This is a genomic window from Pantoea sp. Nvir, assembly GCF_009829915.1.
In the GTDB taxonomy this organism is placed as follows: domain Bacteria; phylum Pseudomonadota; class Gammaproteobacteria; order Enterobacterales; family Enterobacteriaceae; genus Pantoea.
This window is the reverse complement of record NZ_SZZW01000002.1, coordinates 176,988-196,316: the sequence shown is the minus strand read 5'-3', so window position 1 is coordinate 196,316 and position 19,329 is coordinate 176,988. Positions and strand designations below refer to the sequence as shown.

Genomic DNA, 19,329 nt, shown 5'->3' with positions numbered 1-19,329 from the left:
CCTTCACGTTCGCTTCCTATATGCTAGACAGTTTTTTCTTCAGGTTGAGTTTACTAAACTCTCATTTTACTCTATCTAACCAAAGAGCGTATAATATGGTACTGGGATCAGGATACATGCCTTTCACTCATTCTCTAACAGAAACTGTGGAATAATGAAAATTCCGATTTAAAGTCCTAGATAGCGCAATAAACCTTTGTGTTGTCTTGACTTAAGACTCTGCAACGAGTCAAAACGGCCCATGGGAAAGTAATTTTTATTTTTAATATCTTTATAGTACTTCCCTTTGTCTTCAAATATAGAGCTATTTCCATCGAGAAAAGCATAATATGTAGATTGTAATACCTTGTTGGTATCGAACAATAACTATTTCAAGGATTAGTAAATATTTTCTCACCTTATCAAAGAGTTCTTAGCTCAGTTGATAAAACACATTCTACATTTTAAAGTACCGTAAATCATAGAACATATGGTACTATCCATTAGTACCTATATAACCCTTGAAAGTTCTTCTGGACTATCCCAGATTCTATCTTTGGTTCTGGACTTTTTCATTATTCTAGTGGCATTTTTTCAGGATTGTCGTAGCGATATTCAAAACCTAGCTCCTTGCAGATGAGTGAACCGTCGATTAATTTTCCGATCTCACCGTGATTCGAAGGTAGAAATGTAGGTGGTATTAAGCCAAGTTGGCGCGATACCGCAGGATAGAAATTTTCACGTGATGGGTGCTGCGACGCGCAAAGGTTATAAATACGGCCGCCGCCTTTGGGCATCTGGAGTAGGAGTGTAATTGCACTAACCACATCGTCCACATGCACTAAATTAACACCATATCCGCCGTTATTTAGTCGGATTTTCCCATCTAAGGAACGGCTTGGATGACGCTTCGGCCCTACCAATCCGGCAAGACGCAAAATATCAACATAGGTGCTCGGTAAATCGTGTAACCAGCTCTCTAGCGCTGCCAAAGTTTTCCCCGCAACTGTCTCCGGTTGTAGGGTGCTACTCTCTCTTATCACTCCATTCCCACTACCGTAAACTGATGTTGAGCTAGTAAAAATAATATGTGATACGTGATTCTCCAGTGCACGGCTCACTATGTTCTGTACTGCCTGCATATAGATCTTGCTGCCTTCTACTGTGTTGCTGGCTGGCAAGGTCACTACCAATACTTCAGCGCTGAATAGGGTACCTAGATCCCTGGCATCACAGTTTATCTCTGGCATTAGCTCTAGCTGCACCGCGTCAATACCGCAGCGGCGGGCTGCCTCAATACCGTCTGACATAGTTTTACTACCAGTAACCTGCCATCCGCGCGCTGTTAATGCTAGTGCTAACGGCATGCCCAGCCATCCTAGACCTATGATTGCTACCTTCTTCATATCAACTCCTAAACTTACATCTATACTGTTCATATTAGTGCGCACTCTTTGAGAATAGCAAAGGTTAAAAAAGGGTTGCGTATTATCATTATCTTCGTTAGCTTAACCAACATATAAATGAATACTAATTCAGTAATGGAATTTAATGGCACACGTTCAATTTAATTACCACCATAAACACCACCATCACCCTGACTAGTCTTTCAGGAGGTGTGCACTGGGAGATATTTAAATCTTCCAATGGAATAAACGCAAGTCAAAGCCCCCGGAAGCAATCTTCTTGGGGCTTTTTTTATGGATTGGCACAAATACCCTTGTTTGTTTGTATAGGAATGAAAGAAAAGGAAGGTGTCGATGTTAGATAACAAGCGAATTCGCATATCTATGCAGAAATCTGGCCGTTTAAGTGATGAATCACGTGAACTGCTATCACTATGCGGCATTAAAATCAATCTTCAGCAGCAGCGTCTAATCGCCTTCGCAGAGAACATACCAATCGATATTTTGCGCGTACGTGATGACGATATCCCCGGTCTTGTAATGGATGGTGTGGTCGATATTGGGATTATTGGCGAAAATGTTCTCGAAGAGGAACTTCTGACCCGCCGTGCACAAGGGGAAGATCCGCGCTATTGTATCTTACGTCGTTTAGATTTCGGTAGCTGCCGCCTATCGTTAGCGATGCCAGTTGATGAAGAGTATAGCGGCTTGCAGTGTTTACATAATTCCCGAATTGCTACCTCATATCCTCATTTACTGAAGCAATATCTCGACAAAAAAGGCCTTAGCTTCAAACTTTGTATGCTAAACGGATCGGTAGAAGTAGCGCCTCGTGCTGGGCTAGCAGATGCGATTTGTGACCTAGTATCGACCGGTGCCACACTGGAAGCTAACGGACTACGTGAAGTAGAAGTAATCTATTTCTCAAAAGCGGTGTTGATCCAGCGTGCAGGATTAATGTCTCCAGAAAAGCAGGAGCTTATTGATAAGCTAATGACGCGTATTCAAGGCGTCATCAAGGCACGAGAATCTAAATACATTATGATGCATGCGCCAAGCGAGCGTTTGAAAGATGTAATTAAATTATTACCAGGTGCAGAGCGCCCTACAGTACTGCCTCTTGCAGGAGATCAAAACCGTGTAGCGGTGCACATGGTAAGTACGGAAACTCTGTTCTGGGAAACCATGGAAAATCTTAAAGCCCTTGGCGCTAGCTCGATTTTAGTGATGCCGATTGAAAAAATAATGGAGTAAATCATGTCCTTTATGACCCCAGTCGAATGGCAGCAATGTAGTTCAGAACAGAAACAGATGCTGTTGCAGCGTCCCGTGATTGCCACTAATGAGACTATAAGCGCCACGGTGCGCGCCGTGCTGGGTAAGGTAAAAAAACACGGGGATACCGCGCTGCGTGAATTCAGTGCCAAATTCGACAATGAGCAGGTAGACACGCTGCGCATGACGCTCGCTCAAATAGAGGCCGCTAGTAACTACCTAAGCGAGGCTACAAAGCAAGCGATGGCTGTCGCTGGAGCTAATATTAAAACTTTCCATAAAGCGCAAAGATTCGTAGACGTAGATGTAGAGACCCAATTAGGTGTGCGCTGCCAGCAAGTTACCCGACCGATTTCATCGGTCGGGCTCTATATTCCCGGTGGTTCTGCTCCTCTTTTTTCTACTGTACTCATGCTGGCAATACCAGCGCGTATTGCGGGTTGTAGTCGTGTGGTGATCTGCTCTCCCCCACCGATTGCAAATGGAATCCTTTATGCGGCTCAGCTCTGCGGTGTTGAAGAGGTGTTTCAAGTCGGTGGCGCACAGGCGATTGCCGCCCTCGCCTTCGGCACCGAGAGCATCCCAAAAGTGGACAAAATCTTTGGTCCCGGTAATGCCTATGTCACCGAAGCAAAACGTCAAGTCAGTCAGTGTCTAGATGGCGCTGCAATTGATATGCCTGCTGGTCCATCAGAAGTATTGGTGATTGCAGATGAAGGCTCTGTACCAGCTTTTGTCGCTTGCGATTTGCTATCGCAAGCAGAACACGGCCATGATTCTCAGGTGATCTTGTTAACGCCGTCGCTTAAGTTAGCACAGATTGTAGCCCAGATGATTAAAGAGCAGTTACAAGGACTACCTCGTGCTTCCACTGCGTGTCAAGCACTAGCAAATAGCCGTCTGATAGTAGCACGCGACTTGGAAGAATGCGTGGTAATTTCTAATAAGTACGGCCCAGAGCACCTTATTATCCAGACACAGACTCTCCAACCTCGCGCTCTAGTAGACTCGATCACTAATGCCGGTTCAATATTTCTCGGCGATTGGTCACCGGAAGCTGCAGGTGATTATGCTTCTGGGACCAACCATGTACTACCGACCTACGGCTATGTTGCCACTAGTTCTAGCTTAGGTTTAATCGATTTTCAAAAACGCATGACGGTTCAGGAATTGACACAACAAGGCTTCCTTAACTTGGCTTCAACTATTGAAACCCTCGCTACAGCCGAGAAAATGGAAGCCCATAAAAACGCAGTGACCTTGCGCGTAGCCGCATTAAAAGATCACACACGAAATATTGAATATTTGGCGCGCAATAACGTACGCTATCTAACGCCTTATCAGTCCGCGAGGCGACTAGGCGGAAAAGGCGACGTCTGGCTCAATGCCAACGAGTTTCCCTTGCCGGTTTCTTTCGAGCTGTCACAGAAGACGTTTAACCGATATCCGGAATGTCAACCAACACTAGTTATCAAGCGCTACTCCGACTACGCAGGTCTACAACCGCACCAAGTGCTGGTAAGCCGCGGCGCTGATGAAGGCATTGAACTGGTGATGAACGCTTTTTGTGAGCCAGGAAAAGATGCTATCCTCTTCTGTCCACCCACTTACGGCATGTACAGCGTCAGCGCCGAAACTATGGGAGTTGAATACCGTACTGTGCCCGCAATAAAAAACTGGCAACTCAACTTAAATGCCATCGAGGCTCAGCTTAATGGTGTTAAAGTAGTATATATATGTAGACCCAACAACCCAACTGGCAATCTAATCAACCAAGATGACATTCGTGTGCTGTTAGAGATAACGGTCGGGAAAGCGCTGTTAGTAGTTGATGAAGCCTATATTGAGTTTTGTCCGGAAGCTACCCTAAGCGGTTGGCTAAGTAATTACCCGCATCTAGTGATTTTGCGCACATTATCAAAAGCCTTTGCTTTGGCAGGGCTTCGGTGTGGTTTTACGTTAGCGAACAAACCAGTGATCGATCTCCTAATGAAAGTAATCACACCCTACCCGTTAGCTATTCCTGTCGCCGACGTTGCTAGCCAGGCTCTGAGCGCACAAGGTATTACACTGATGCGTAATCATGTTGCAGAGCTGAATGCTAACCGCACCTGGTTACTTGAGAGCCTATCGCAACTTAGAATAGTACAACATATCTTTCCGAGTGAGACTAATTATATTCTTGTGCGATTTACTGATTCCTCTGGCATATTTAAAACTCTATGGAATCAGGGTATTATTTTACGTGACCAGAACAAAAATCCAGGCCTTACGGGATGCTTGCGCATCTCCATCGGTACACGTAAAGAGTGCGAGTCTCTAATTTCTGCATTACAGGCTTTATCTATGGAGGGAGCATGAGTCAAAAGACCCTTTTTATCGATCGTGATGGGACAATCATTGTTGAACCACCTGAAGATTTGCAAGTAGATCGCTTGGAAAAGCTAGCGTTTGAAGACAATGTTATTCCGGCGCTATTGGCGCTACAAGCTGACCGTTACCGACTAGTTATGATCACCAATCAGGATGGATTGGGCACTAGTAGTTTCCCGCAAGCAGATTTTGATGGCCCTCATAACTTGATGATGCAGGTGTTAAACTCACAGGGTATTTACTTTGACAACGTGCTCATCTGCCCACACAGACCGGAAGATGACTGTCAATGCCGCAAACCGAAAATTAAAATGGTGGAAGCATGGCTGGCAGCGGGTGCAATTGATATAGCAAACAGCTACGTTATCGGTGACCGGTTGACTGATATTAAACTGGCACAAAATATGGGAATTCAAGGCATCCGTTTTGACCGTGAAGGCAATGATTGGAATGTCATCCAAGCACGTCTTACAAAATGCGATCGCCATGCATTAATCAACCGTAATACAGAAGAGACACAGGTTCAAGCCGAAGTATGGTTAGACCGGGAAGGCAGAAGTAAAATTAATACTGGCATAGGTTTCTTCGACCATATGCTGTATCAGATTCCTGTACATGGCGGCTTCCGTATGAACGTAGAAGTCAAAAACGACGATCTCTACATCGACGATCACCATACTATTGAAGATACGGGTTTAGTGCTCGGAGAAGCGCTGTTTAAGGCGCTGGGTGAAAAGCATGGTATTGGCCGTTTTGGTTTTATGCTCCCGATGGATGAATGTTTAGCACGTTGTGCCCTGGATATCTCTGGTCGATCTTACTTAAAATTTAAGGCTAAGTTCAGCTACCAGCGCGTCGGAGATATGAGTACTGAAATGGTCGAGCATTTCTTTCATTCGCTCTCCTATGCCATGAAGAGCACCCTACACTTGAAAACCGAAGGCAAAAATGATCATCATCGTGTCGAAAGTCTGTTTAAAGCTTTTGGTCGCACGCTTCGCCAGGCGATCCGCTTGGATGGAAAAACACTCCCTAGCTCAAAAGGAGTGCTGTAATGAAGGTAGTCGTTCTAGATACTGGTTGTGCTAACTTGTTATCTGTTAAGTGGGCGGTCAAGCGCTTGGGATATTCACTTGAGGTGAGCAACGATCCTAACGTGGTGCTGCACTCTCATAAACTTGTTGTGCCTGGCGTAGGTACTGCGCAAACTGCGATGAACCAGCTTAAGCAGTACCATTTGATAGACGTAATTAAAACCTGTACTCAGCCAGTACTAGGCATTTGCCTTGGTATGCAGCTACTTGGTAGTAGTAGTGATGAAAATAATGGTGTTTTGACTCTTGGCATTATCGAAACAGCCTGCACACTAATGGATACTAAAGGACTACCGCTGCCACATATGGGCTGGAACCAAATTATTGAACAAGTGGGCAATCATCGTCTATTGCGCGGACTTGATAAGAAAAGCTATTTCTACTTTGTTCATAGCTATGCCATGCCGGTTAACTCTAGCACTATTGCTACATGCGAGTATGGCCAGTCCTTCACTGCTGTACTACAAAAAGACAATTTCTTTGGTGTGCAATTTCACCCTGAGCGTTCTGGTAAAGCAGGCGCGCTGCTACTAAAAAATTTTCTGGAGATGTAATGATTATACCCGCGTTAGATTTGATTAACGGCAAAGTTGTCCGACTATATCAGGGTGATTATAGTCAACAACTTGATTACGATGAATATCCTCCTCTGATACGCCTACAGCATTACGTTCTCCAAGGTGCTACAGTGCTACATTTGGTGGACTTAAATGGCGCAAAAGATCCAGCGCAGCGTCAGATCCAATTACTGAAAAATCTTTTTAATGGTGTAGAGGCGATGATCCAAGTTGGTGGAGGCATCCGTACACGTGATGACATTAAAGCGATATTAAACGCAGGCGCCCACCGTGTGGTAGTTGGCTCCATGGCAGTAAAAGAACAGGATGAAGTGAAAAATTGGTTCAGAGAATTTGGTTCTGAAACAATTGTGCTGGCGTTGGATGTAAAGATTCACTCTGTGAACAACCGTAAAGAAGTATCCATTAGCGGATGGCAAAAAGCATCTGGAGTGACTCTGGAAGAAGTTATTACGCAGTTTGAACCTCTAGGTCTAAAGCGTGTTTTATGCACCGATATTTCTCGTGATGGTACACTTAGTGGTTCAAATATTTCACTCTATCAGGAATTGACTACATGCTATCCTGAAATTTTTTTTCAGGCCTCTGGTGGCATTAGGGATATTGAAGATATCATGGCGCTGCGTTGCAGTGGTGTTAAGGAAGTGATTATCGGGCGTGCTCTACTAGAAGGCAAGTTCACAGTTTCGGAGGCTATGGCATGTTGGCAAAACGCATAATTCCCTGCCTTGATGTGCTCAACTACCAGGTTGTCAAAGGAGTACAATTCCGTAATCATAAGATCATTGGGGATATTGTACCAATGGCACAAAGCTATTCTCAGGAAGACGCAGACGAGCTGGTTTTCTATGACATCACCGCCTCAAGTGGTAGCCGTGTGGTAGATAAAAGCTGGGTTTCGCGCGTAGCAGAAGTGATTAACATTCCATTTTGTGTAGCTGGGGGTATCAGAAACGAGGAAGATGCAACGAGTATTTTAGAATCTGGTGCGGATAAGATCTCTATTAACTCACCTGCTTTAGCTGAACCTATGCTCATCACACGTCTAGCAGAGCGTTTTGGTATTCAGTGCATTGTTGTAGGGATTGATACTTGGTTCGACGGTTCGACCGGCAAATACTACGTTAACCAATACACTGGTGACCAAGCACGAACTCGCTTTACTCAATGGGAAACGTTGCATTGGGTTCAAGAAGTACAAAAGCGAGGTGCTGGAGAAATAGTGCTGAATATGATGAATCAAGACGGCGTTCGCAAAGGCTATGATTTAACGCAGCTGAAAAAAGTGCGCGAGGTTTGTAAAGTACCGCTTATTGCCTCCGGCGGTGCGGGCACTTTGCAGCACTTCCTTGACGCATTTAAACAAGCGAACGTCGACGGTGTGCTAGCTGCTTCAGTATTTCATAAGAAGATTGTCAATATTGGCGAGCTGAAAATTTTTTTACAAGAAAATGGAGTGGAGATTCGTCCGTGTTAACTCAAGAGCAATTGGTCCACCTTAATTGGACTAAAACTGAGAGTATGATGCCAGCTCTTGTACAGCACAGCATCTCTGGAGAAATGCTGATGCATGGCTATATGAACCAAGAAGCGTTGATGAAAACTCTCAGCGAAGGTAACGTTACTTTTTTTTCGCGTACTAAAAACCGTCTTTGGACAAAAGGCGAAACATCAGGTCATTTTCTCAAAGTAATCAGTATCACTCCTGATTGTGACAACGATACACTACTAGTACTGGCAGATCCTGTAGGTCCGACTTGTCACTACGGAACATCAAGCTGCTTCTCTGACTCTACTCCAGATTGGGTGTTTCTTTATCAGCTTGAGCAACTTTTGGTGACTCGGAAAAATGCTGATCCAGAGAGCTCTTATACCGCAAAGCTTTATAAAAGCGGTACTAAAAGGATTGCTCAAAAAGTGGGTGAAGAAGGAGTCGAGACCGCATTGGCGGCTATGGTCAACAATCGTTGTGAGCTAATTAGTGAAGCATCTGACTTGATCTATCATTTGCTAGTTCTATTACAGGATCAAAATCTTAATTTTAGTACGATTATTAATAATTTACGCACAAGGTATAAATAAAATAATAAATATTATACGGGGTAATCCTGATTATTTTTTATTTAAGTTAAAAGGAAATATCATATATATGGATATTATGGAAGAAGTATTTGATATGGATTTCTTTTATTAAACTGTTTTATAGCATGAGAATATATACCTATTTAAATAAAAGTAAGCTTCTAATTTTTATTTTTAATAGGGTATTGATTATCAAGTTTAAACTTTTTAGTACTAGATAGGGAAAGTACGGTTTTTTGTACGTACATAAGACGTTCTGGTAGATATTTTAATAAATTTATTTGGAAAATTTTTTAATAACTACTATCTGGTTCCGTACGGTATGCTTAAGTTTCGATTATTTATTAAGATGGAGTAATATGACATCAAGGTGATTTATTGGTGAATTGTATGTGTTATGAAACACAGCTATTTTTTTGCGAAAAAGTAGAACAAACCGGTTATTTATCCCAAAATATCTGTATATTTTTCTTATTAGTGACAATAAGCTGTCCCTGAGATCAAAATATAGTTGTATGTTTTTTTAAAAGCTGATTTAACATTTCTAGAATGTGTATTCACCTTATTTAGGTTATGGTAGAGATTATTCTGGAAAATGATGTTCTAGTATTTATCAATTTTTGATATAGGTGATCTTCGGAGGAGGAGTTTAAGATGTATGACTTATTTTTTAATATAGAAGGTGAAAGATATAGCAAGAAAGAGTGGTTCGACTAATGAAGTAAAAGGCTCCCATAAGGGAGCCTTTTACTTCATTAGTCGAACCACTCTGTATGGAATATACCATCTTTATCAATACGCTTATAAGTATGCGCACCAAAATAATCACGTTGAGCTTGAATAAGACTAGCAGGCAGCACTTCTGAACGGTAACTATCATAGTAAGCGATAGCAGCAGAGAAAGTTGGTGTCGGGATACCATTTATTACGGCATAAGAGACTACATCACGCAATGCCTGCTGATATTCGTTAGCGATTGTCTTAAAGTAAGGTGCCAACAGCAGGTTAGAAATATTGGCGTTTTCTAAGTAAGCATCAGTAATTTTCTGTAAAAACTGGGCTCGGATAATACAACCGGCACGGAAAATTTTAGCAATTTCACCATAGGGTAGATTCCAGTTATATTGCTTGGAGGCTGCACACATCTGAGAGAAGCCTTGCGCATAAGAAACAATTTTGCCGAAATAGAGTGCCCGACGAATTTTTTCAACGAATTCCGTTTTGTCTCCAGTAAAAGTCTGTACTTGCGGACCACTTAAAACTTTAGAAGCTTCTACACGCTGTAATTTTATAGAAGATAGGTAGCGTGCAAATACTGACTCAGTAATTAGAGAGAGTGGCTCACCAAGATCAAGCGCGCTCTGGCTGAGCCATTTACCAGTACCTTTGTTAGCTGCTTCGTCTAAGATAACGTCAACTAAATAATTATCTTCCTCATCTTTTTTAACGAGAATATCTTTAGTAATATTGATAAGATAACTACTTAATTCACCATCATTCCACTCAATAAAGATTTTAGCCAACTCTTTATTAGTTAGATAAAGCGCTCCTTTTAGCAATGCATATGCTTCAGAGATAAGCTGCATATCTCCGTACTCGATGCCGTTATGCACCATTTTTACGTAGTGACCCGCGCCGTTTGGACCAATATAAGTTATACAAGCCTCACCGTCTGTTGTACGAGCAGCAATTTTTTCTAAGATCGGTGCAACAATATAATAAGCTTCTTTTTGTCCACCAGGCATAATAGAAGGACCTTGCAGAGCACCTTTTTCACCGCCGGAAATACCAGCACCAATAAAATTAAAACCTTGTTCTGAAAGTTCTTTGCTGCGACGGATAGTATCTTTATAGTGAGAATTGCCCCCATCAATTAAGATATCACCTTTGTCAAGGTACGGCTTTAGTGAAACTAAGATTTTGTCAATTGCTTGACCTGCCTGAACCATTAATAATATACAACGTGGTTTTTCAAGAGAGTCCACAAATTCTTCAAGAGAATAGTAAGGCTTTAATTTCTTGCCCTGATTTTTAGTAAAAACTTCTCTGGTTTTACTATGCGAACGGTTGAAAATTGATACAGTATAATCCCTGCTTTCAATGTTAAGAGCCAAATTACGACCCATTACTGACATACCTATAACTCCAATTTGTTGCTTACACACTCTTTTACTCCTCCTAAAATGCTCTAGGATGTTTTATCCTGATACGGTTAAAATAAAAATAAAATGTAAGCTACTAAATATATATTAAATTTTAATTTAAAAGCAATACGTCTATAAAGAAATCTTTTAATATAAAAAATAAGATAATTTATGTAAAAATTTATTTTTTTAAAATAAAGTTTTATTTTACGTAAATAATATTTTTGTTAAACGTTAAATATTATCTATGTGTGCGTATTTTTATATAATGTAATTTATATGTATCGATATTATTATTTAGTTAATATATATTATCTTTCTGATGATGCTAATTTACATTTTTATTTAAAATAATCGGAATTTATTAGTTTTTATTTTAATACAGTAATTAGATTCATTAATTTATGTAATATAATAAATGTTTAAATTACTAATAATGAACAATCAAGGAATATGATGATTATCTTTGTGAGATAATGTAGTGTACATTTATTATTTTAGCATATAGGATTATTTGCTACCTAACATTTAGTAAACATTAAGTCAATTGGCCTTATTTTTAAATTAAATTTTGATAAGTATCGGTCTACATAAAATCATTAAATGATTTTATGTAGACCTTTTTTGAAAGAATTTTTCAGCTTCTAGTTAGCTGAAGTGCATATTATTCAAGAAATCCGATCATATAAAAATAATAGTATTATAGCTAAATTATTTTGTTATTTTAGTTCTTATATTTTTATAATATCATGTGAACTAGAATTATTTTATAAAGTAGTGCAAAGTTTTTATAGGAAATTTCAATATTCTCCTTTTTATTGAAGTCGAGATCTAACCAACACCAGTTAATGCTTTTATCATAACCCAATAGAGTATCGGCATATTATCATTAGCATACAATCAGAAGCTAATTTAATTAAATCAACAAAAATCAAAAAGGTCTACCTTTCAAAATATAGATAACATTAAACGAAATAATTTTTTGGAAAAAATAAACTATAACTAATTAAGCAATTGGTAATACTGATTGTAACTTATTAGAATAATCATCATTTGCCACTAAATAATTATTAACTGTTTTTATTAAAAATTATCTTTTTCTAGATTAGAAAAATATAATTTAAGTAAAAAATAATAGCTTATCATTTATCTTGTTTCTAATGTGGAAAAGTACTATGAACATCATTAGTATACATATGATGAGAGAAAAATTATTTGATATACAACATTGCCTAACTTACACTAATAACAGCCATGTTCTCTTAATATCCTATAGGTATCCATAAAATTAATTTGATTTTTAAATCAAACTTATCTCCTGCCAACATGGTTCTCTATTGTACAATGTATAAATATACATACATTAAGATAAAATTTTTTTTGAAATCAAAGGAAAAGTTAAGTAATATTTTCGCAGGAATTTATTTTCAGTCATGACCTTAGAACATTAAACTTATCTACATAAGTTTAATTGATGAATCTTGGTCAGATAACTTAAAATATAATTGGTAATTCTTCTTACATCTGCTATGTAGATAGCAGATCAGGCCAACTATTTCTATAGTTAATTGGATATATATCTACATGTTAATTCATGATTTTTTATCATAAAAAATATTAATAATAAAGCTCTATTCTAAATTATTGCAATCAGGAAGCATAAGCACTAACGAAACCCATTCGGATTTTTTAAATACCAGTTCCAAGTATCGCGCATCATCTCAGTAATACCGCGCGATACGCGCCAGTCCAAATCCTTCTCTGCTAACCTCGTATCAGCCCAAAATGTCGCCAAATCCCCATTACGACGTGGCTTGATCTTATAAGGAATATATTTACCTGAAGCAATTTCAAATGCTTTAATCATCTCCAGTACTGAGTAACATTTACCTCCTCCTAAATTATAAACTTTATATCCTTTAACTTTTGATAAATAGTCCAGTGCTTTGAGGTGTCCTTCAGCCAAATCAACAACATGAATATAGTCACGCTGACAAGTCCCGTCCACTGTTGGATAATCGTTACCAAAAACCCTCAAATAAGGTAGCCGCCCAATAGCTACCTGAGCAATACAAGGTAAAAGATTATTAGGAATACCAACTGGATCTTCTCCCATCTCGCCTGATTCGTTTGCGCCAACTGGATTAAAGTAGCGCAGCGCAATAGCTTTGAATTTAGGTTCAGCAAATGCAAATTCGCGCATAACAAATTCAACCATCATTTTAGATGTACCATACGGGCTGCTAGGAGCACAAATCGGAGTGGTTTCTACATAAGGCACAGGTGCATTAGCACCATAGACGGTAGCAGAAGAACTAAATATAAAATTATAAACACCAGATCTATTCATTTCTTCCAATAGCACTACAGTACCAGTGACATTATTGTCATAATATACCAATGGTATACGTGTCGACTCACCCACAGCCTTAAGTGCGGCAAAGTGAATGACCGCTGAGATATCATTACTACTAAACAGGTCACGGAGACAAGCACGGTTACGGATATCACCTTCAACAAAAACAACTTTCCCTCCCCCAGCTAATTTCTCAATTCGGTTAATGACCTCACGAGACGCATTGCATAAATTATCAAGTATCACAACTTGATCACCACGTAGCTTAAGAGCTAGCACAGTATGAGATCCGATATATCCTGCCCCACCTGTTACCAAAATAGCCATGTGAGCTCCTTTCAAAGCTTCCTTATTACTGAAAATTATAAGAAAACTAAACATGTATATAGATGAGTTTACAATTACATTCGTACTTATGACCATTCAGCAATGCCAACTACCTTCCCTATATTAGAATAAGATACGTTACTACCATTATCATTAGAATAAGATACGTTACTACCATTATCGCCTTAACTAGTAATACTCAGGTTCGCTCCAGATATTGACAAAAAAACATGACAGCTTTTAAAAAACAAACAGGAGTTTATTGATGACATATCGCCTGGTCATGTAAAAAGCATATGATAACAAATAATAAATATTACCCATATTATTGGGTAATAATGGCTAAATTTTTAGAAAGAGCAACACTCAGCATATCATTCTCTAACACCTAGTATGAAGCCGATATCTTCGAGAAAAGTACCCTATCACTTTGAGTATGTAGAACAAGTGATGAATAAGAAAGTCATTCAGTCAAAAAAACAATAATGCGATATTAACATAAAGGAACTATCACTAATCATCCATGATCGAGCATCTGGTAGCACTTCTAACGCGACCGTAAATAATTTATATTCATAGGTCATAATGCGACGCACGGCTGTTAAAATTTATTTTTTAATATGATTTAACAAATGATCTTAATCAGACAATGCATATCAAAAAAACTTTTCAACTTATTTTTGGTAAAATGTGGGGGAACTAATACAATCTCTTTATGTTTCGCAAACATACGTTAAATCATAAAATTATGAATAATAACTGGTAATTACTTTTATTACCTAGATCATATTCATAGCGCTTCCACTAAAATCATGCTGACACATTATCTTTTTAGCTCTAATTTATAAAATATTCACAAAATATAAAAATACTCCTACTCACTAGGGGAGTTAATAGTTGCACTATACTGAGTGCTTTAAACACCGTATAATAGCAGACAACACACAATTTGCGATATAGTGTCAAAATAAGTATTGCTAAAATGGGTCAATTAGTTATATTTCAACTAGCTCCAACACTACATAACTCTCAATTTTCCCTTATAAGTAATGTACTGTATGGATAAATTTACTCAGGACCTAATGCTAATAGGTTCTTCCTGCAGAAGAAAATAAGATAAATGTACTAATACGCTATTCATTGGTATCCCTACTAGTATCTACCTAAGTAGGAAGGTTGATTTTTAATAAAAATCATTAGTTACATGATAATTGCTTTACACTTTACCTTGTAAAGTACTATAACAAATTAACATGGATTCAATTTAAATATTAGAAAAGATACTTTATCTTTAACACCATGCTATAATTTGTACTATCTAAATTTAACATTAGACTCATCAATGAGTATGAACATCATTATAAATTTTCGTCAATGTATTACTATATTATTTATAATTTTTTATTTAAAATAAGTAGAGATAAATATATAAACTTACTAGAAGGCCACTTGAAAAGTGCATCTACTTAAATATGATTTATTCCATATTGATTAGAAAAACAAACTACACTTTTGACAAAACTTTTTTCTCTTCGCTACCATAATAATATGCTATGTTACTATTCACTACTTTGAATGATTTTTCAATTTTCTAAAAGAAATCAATTAGATTATTTATGTGCTTTATTGGACAGTACTAGCTACCGTATTACACATTATGCGAATGACCAGGATAAGGTATCGCTGTGCCCAGCACTGTGCTCCATTCTTAAATTTTACTAGCTTAGGATATATTCAGGCGGCTAAAGAATGTTGGAGGTATTTGCAGACCCCTCGTTATGGGCGGGGTTAATCACGCTAATTATTTTAGAACTGGTTCTTGGAATCGATAACCTAGTGTTTATTGCTATTCTAGTAGAAAAATTGCCTGACAAAGATCGAGATCGCGCTCGCATTAGCGGGTTACTGCTAGCCTTATTCTGTCGATTACTGTTACTAGCCGTACTATCTTGGTTAGTCACTCTAACTCAACCGCTATTCACCTTACATTATCATCCTTTTAGCGCACGCGACATCCTGCTACTATTTGGGGGGCTATTTCTGTTATTTAAAGCAACTACCGAGCTTAATACGCGCCTAGAAGGTCACGAAAACACGCAAAATCAACAAAAACGCGGTGCTAAATTCTGGCCAGTCGTAGTACAAATTGTAGTACTAGATGCTATCTTTTCGTTGGATGCGTTAATTACCGCCGTTGGCATGGTTAACCAACTCCCGGTAATGATGACTGCGGTGACAATCGCAATCCTGTTGATGCTGTTAGCAAGTAAGCCATTAACGCACTTCGTCAACAACCATCCCACCATAGTTATTCTCTGCCTTAGCTTTCTATTAATGATAGGCTTTAACCTAGTGGCGGAAGGACTCGGATTTGCTATTCCTAAAGGATATCTGTATGCAGCAATTGGCTTCTCAGTTTTAATAGAGGCGTTCAACCAACTTGCACAGCGTAACCAACGCCGCAAGCTGTCAGCGGGTCGACCTCTTCGTCAGCGTACTGCAGAAACTGTATTAAGACTATTGCGAGGCGAGAATGACTATGATGAGCTAGATCCAAAAAGTGCGCTACTCATTACTGAGAACGATAGGCACGCTTTATTTAATTATCAGGAGCGTATTATGATTGCGCGTGTGCTGGGCTTTGCCCAGCGCCACGTCAACAGCATTATGACGCCACGCCATGATGTGGAACATATCAATTTAGATGCTGATCTATCGGAGATTATGGCATGTCTTGACCGCAACCAACATACGCGCCTATTTATTACTGATAAAAGTAATGAACTAATGGGTGTAGTGCATACTATCGATTTGTTACACCAGTCACTGCACCAGCATTCTCTTGATCTGCGTGCTTTGATTCGTCAGCCATTAGTATTTCCAGAGCGCCTGACGTTGCTACAGGCGCTAGAACAATTTCGCCAAGCGTGCACCCATTTTGCGTTTGTTGTAGATGAATTTGGCTCAGTAGAAGGCGTTGTTACGCTCAGCGATTTAATGGAGACTATTGCCGGTAATTTACCTCTTAAAGGAGAAGATATTGATGCTCGCTACGATGTGCAAGCGGTAGCAGAAAACCACTGGATTGTCAACGGTCATATACCTTTAGAGGATTTAGCGCTTTATATCAAGCTACCGCTATATGAGAGGCAAGACTATCACACATTAGCAGGACTACTGATGGACAGTCTGCAGCACGTGCCAGAAGAAGGGGAAACTTTACAAGTTGGCATTTACCTATTACGTGTTTTACAGGTAGAAAATCATCGCGTGCAAAAAGTTGAAATTTTGAAAAACCATAAAGAACATGATTAAAGGCAGGATTTATCAATGTAGTCACTGCTTAAGCAATCGTTATCACTTTTTTTGTATGGCGATCGACCGATTTTACATCGATAAGCTATTTTATGTTTTGTTAAATTACTAAAAAATTTTATCGACGACCAATCATGTATACTACATACTATCATCAACGTTTAGCAGATTGATTTTAAGAAAATGCCACATTTAGCTACTATTTTGGTATATCTGCTACCCAGTATCCTGTAAATAGGACATAGTATTAATTTATAATTTTTGAAAGTATCATATGCCACAACTAAACACTAGGAAATCGCCTATTTGTTTGATATTTTGACTATTATCAATACTCTCATAATTACTGAGGCGATCTCTAGCATTAGCAACTGCACTACACAAATATCACTGCTATAAATAAATTCTATGCTAACTTTATTACTGCATGTAGGTTCACACTTCTACTACGTAGATTAATGAAAATTTAATGTATCCTATCTAAATCTTTAGTTCTCAGGTCTCTATTTAGAGATTAAAAATACACACCATGCCACGTTGTGCATGGCATTCGAGTATAAAGTATATTAGCTTACATTATACACTCTTTTTCCACTTTAAGCTTCATTAGAAGCACTGTCATGTGCTAATATGCCATAACACGATATTAATCTTTATCAATACGACTGGCAACAGCACCCCGCTGCCCGCGATATTTAGCATCTTTACGACGATTATAAGGCCGTGCCGCTGGGCCAGAAAGTAGCTCAAAACTTAGGGCACCAATTAGCATACCAGGACGTAACGCCAGAGGTAATTTACCAGAGTTATAAAACTCCAGTACTATACTTCCATGCCAGCCCGGATCGATACGATGTGCGGTAACATGAACCATTAAACCAAGACGTGCTAGCGAAGAACGGCCATCTAGCCACCCAACAAGGTCATCCGGTATTGTTACTGACTCGTATGTCACTCCTAGCGCTAATTCTCCAGGATGTAGGAAAAAAGCTTCACCTTCAGATAATACGATCTCATCGCTCATTACTCGATCCAATGCAATATTTACTTTATCTTTCAGAATGCTTAAATCAATAAAGGCCGCAGTATACCCCCGAAAAGTACGGAATTGCTTGCCCAGACGCACATCAACAGTCGCGCCGCTAATGCGCTCCATCGGCGGACGTGGATCAATGGCTAATCGGCCATTATCCAACCAAATTTCAATATCGCGGTCACATAATTTCATTAATGGTAACTTCCTAACAAGTAGAATAAATAGTATGAAGATCACGTGTTAAGCCACCCGCCAAGAGTTAATCTAGACACGATCTATTAAAATGGCTTATTTTGCTCTTGAATATATCAAGTATGATAAGGTCTTTTAAACTGCGTTATTCAATGCGGAATAATAATGTCAAAATTATTCTTTTAACTTCCGATAAAATAAAGAAATATTGGATGTACAGTATTCTGATACTAAATAATTAGTATCACCCATAGATCGGACGCCCTAGTTAATGTGATGCGTCACCACAGACATTAGATTGATATCCATCCGCGGGAGTATGAAATAAATATTATGCAAAAGGGGGTTAACACGCTACATAACAAAAAATTGAAAATATCTCCACCACGGTCAATGCTTATACTAGTGCTTGAGTATCTTACCAAAAATGCTAATTTAGCACATTTTCAAGCCAATCACTAAATTGAGCTTACCTTGCATATACACACTCTATATGATCTATCTAGCCACTGCCTAATTATGTTCCTATGTAATAAATATAGCGCTTATACATCAGGACACCACTTGGTAAATCCTGACCGTAATAGTATCAGTGTAAGAAAGATAAAAAACAAAGCGATCCCCCCCTTCTTTCCTTTGAGATATATAAATCGATTATAATAAATAATGTTAATTTAAAACAAAGCATATCAGCTAACATGCCGATAAGGTTTTTACTGCAAGGAAAGATAAAACCGGCAAAGTGATAAGCAATTGTAATTATACGCTTGCTAGTAGCAAGCTAAGAAAGAGAGAAATGTATTCTCTGCATGGCAATTTTCATACTTTGAAGACTCTTTCTGAAAAATAATCTTTCAATATCGGACATCTGACAAATTTAGAAAATCTGGCGCGATTTTTTTAATATCGCTAAAAATATGCATAGGACTCTTCAAAGATAAGAGTAACAAAAGTACCCCTCCCGACTGCGCGTTAGAGAGGATGTGGGATAGACCTTAATACTAGAGACCGAGGCCTATGATTATCTCGTCAATATCCCTTCCTCCTACAGAGGATCTCTTACAAGCAAGATACCGTTCATTAACTATTTTGTTAAAAGTAACATTACTCAACTAATTATTTTATCAAGAACTTTTACATTCTTCTTTGCGAATTTCCTTCCTGAAATTTTC

12 protein-coding genes, 1 pseudogene and 1 other annotated feature are annotated in these 19,329 nt (G+C 38.8%); of the genes and pseudogenes, 9 read left to right on the top strand and 4 right to left on the bottom strand.

Going from position 1 to position 19,329, the window contains the following annotated elements; genetic code table 11:
- Window positions 1-554 precede the first annotated feature (554 nt).
- On the bottom strand, window positions 555-1,385 hold the full coding sequence (locus FD729_RS02610) for an SDR family oxidoreductase (protein WP_159931729.1): 831 nt from the start codon (window positions 1,383-1,385) through the stop codon (window positions 555-557).
- Window positions 1,386-1,559: 174 nt separating this feature from the next.
- Window positions 1,560-1,680, top strand: a sequence feature (His leader region).
- Window positions 1,681-1,739: 59 nt separating this feature from the next.
- On the opposite strand from FD729_RS02610, the gene hisG reads away from it, so the two are divergent.
- From hisG to hisIE, 8 genes and pseudogenes are all read left to right on the top strand, one after another.
- Complete coding sequence (gene hisG / locus FD729_RS02605; RefSeq protein ID WP_159931728.1) at window positions 1,740-2,639, top strand: ATP phosphoribosyltransferase; 900 nt, start codon at window positions 1,740-1,742, stop codon at window positions 2,637-2,639.
- A 3-nt stretch (window positions 2,640-2,642) separates the two neighbouring features.
- Window positions 2,643-3,950 (top strand): annotated as a pseudogene (hisD, locus tag FD729_RS02600) (histidinol dehydrogenase); the annotation flags it as partial.
- 15 nt (window positions 3,951-3,965) lie between these two features.
- Window positions 3,966-5,021 carry a histidinol-phosphate transaminase gene (hisC, locus tag FD729_RS05280; protein WP_370461863.1) on the top strand — a complete coding sequence of 352 codons (1,056 nt, stop codon included), beginning with the start codon at window positions 3,966-3,968 and terminating at the stop codon, window positions 5,019-5,021.
- Window positions 5,018-6,088 carry a bifunctional histidinol-phosphatase/imidazoleglycerol-phosphate dehydratase HisB gene (gene hisB / locus FD729_RS02595; RefSeq protein ID WP_159931727.1) on the top strand — a complete coding sequence of 357 codons (1,071 nt, stop codon included), beginning with the start codon at window positions 5,018-5,020 and terminating at the stop codon, window positions 6,086-6,088. Before hisC ends, hisB begins: the two co-directional genes overlap by 4 nt.
- Entirely contained in the window at window positions 6,088-6,681 is a 594-nt protein-coding gene (gene hisH / locus FD729_RS02590; protein WP_159931726.1) for an imidazole glycerol phosphate synthase subunit HisH, read from the top strand. Before hisB ends, hisH begins: the two co-directional genes overlap by 1 nt.
- On the top strand, window positions 6,681-7,424 hold the full coding sequence (gene hisA / locus FD729_RS02585; protein ID WP_159931725.1) for a 1-(5-phosphoribosyl)-5-[(5-phosphoribosylamino)methylideneamino]imidazole-4-carboxamide isomerase: 744 nt from the start codon (window positions 6,681-6,683) through the stop codon (window positions 7,422-7,424). The genes hisH and hisA overlap by 1 nt, the downstream gene beginning before the upstream one ends.
- A complete protein-coding gene (gene hisF, locus FD729_RS02580) occupies window positions 7,406-8,182 on the top strand; it encodes an imidazole glycerol phosphate synthase subunit HisF (protein WP_159931724.1) in 777 nt (258 codons plus the stop codon). The genes hisA and hisF overlap by 19 nt, the downstream gene beginning before the upstream one ends.
- Window positions 8,176-8,787 carry a bifunctional phosphoribosyl-AMP cyclohydrolase/phosphoribosyl-ATP diphosphatase HisIE gene (gene hisIE, locus FD729_RS02575; protein WP_159931723.1) on the top strand — a complete coding sequence of 204 codons (612 nt, stop codon included), beginning with the start codon at window positions 8,176-8,178 and terminating at the stop codon, window positions 8,785-8,787. Before hisF ends, hisIE begins: the two co-directional genes overlap by 7 nt.
- 755 nt (window positions 8,788-9,542) lie before the next feature.
- On the opposite strand, the gene gndA is transcribed toward hisIE, so the two are convergent.
- Both gndA and galE read right to left on the bottom strand, forming a co-directional pair.
- Window positions 9,543-10,952 (bottom strand): NADP-dependent phosphogluconate dehydrogenase, encoded by a 1,410-nt coding sequence (gene gndA, locus FD729_RS02570; RefSeq protein WP_159931722.1) that lies wholly within the window; start codon window positions 10,950-10,952, stop codon window positions 9,543-9,545.
- Between the two features lie 1,645 nt (window positions 10,953-12,597).
- Window positions 12,598-13,614: a UDP-glucose 4-epimerase GalE gene (gene galE, locus FD729_RS02565; protein ID WP_159931721.1), complete on the bottom strand. Its 1,017-nt coding sequence runs from the start codon at window positions 13,612-13,614 to the stop codon at window positions 12,598-12,600.
- Between the two features lie 1,749 nt (window positions 13,615-15,363).
- Here galE and FD729_RS02560 point away from each other — a divergent pair.
- The gene (locus FD729_RS02560; protein ID WP_159931720.1) at window positions 15,364-16,929 is read left to right on the top strand and encodes a TerC family protein; all 1,566 of its coding nucleotides are present in this window, start codon (window positions 15,364-15,366) and stop codon (window positions 16,927-16,929) included.
- Window positions 16,930-17,575: 646 nt separating this feature from the next.
- Here the strand turns inward: FD729_RS02560 and dcd are convergent.
- The gene (gene dcd / locus FD729_RS02555; RefSeq protein WP_159931719.1) at window positions 17,576-18,157 is read right to left on the bottom strand and encodes a dCTP deaminase; all 582 of its coding nucleotides are present in this window, start codon (window positions 18,155-18,157) and stop codon (window positions 17,576-17,578) included.
- Between the last annotated feature and the right edge of the window lie 1,172 nt (window positions 18,158-19,329).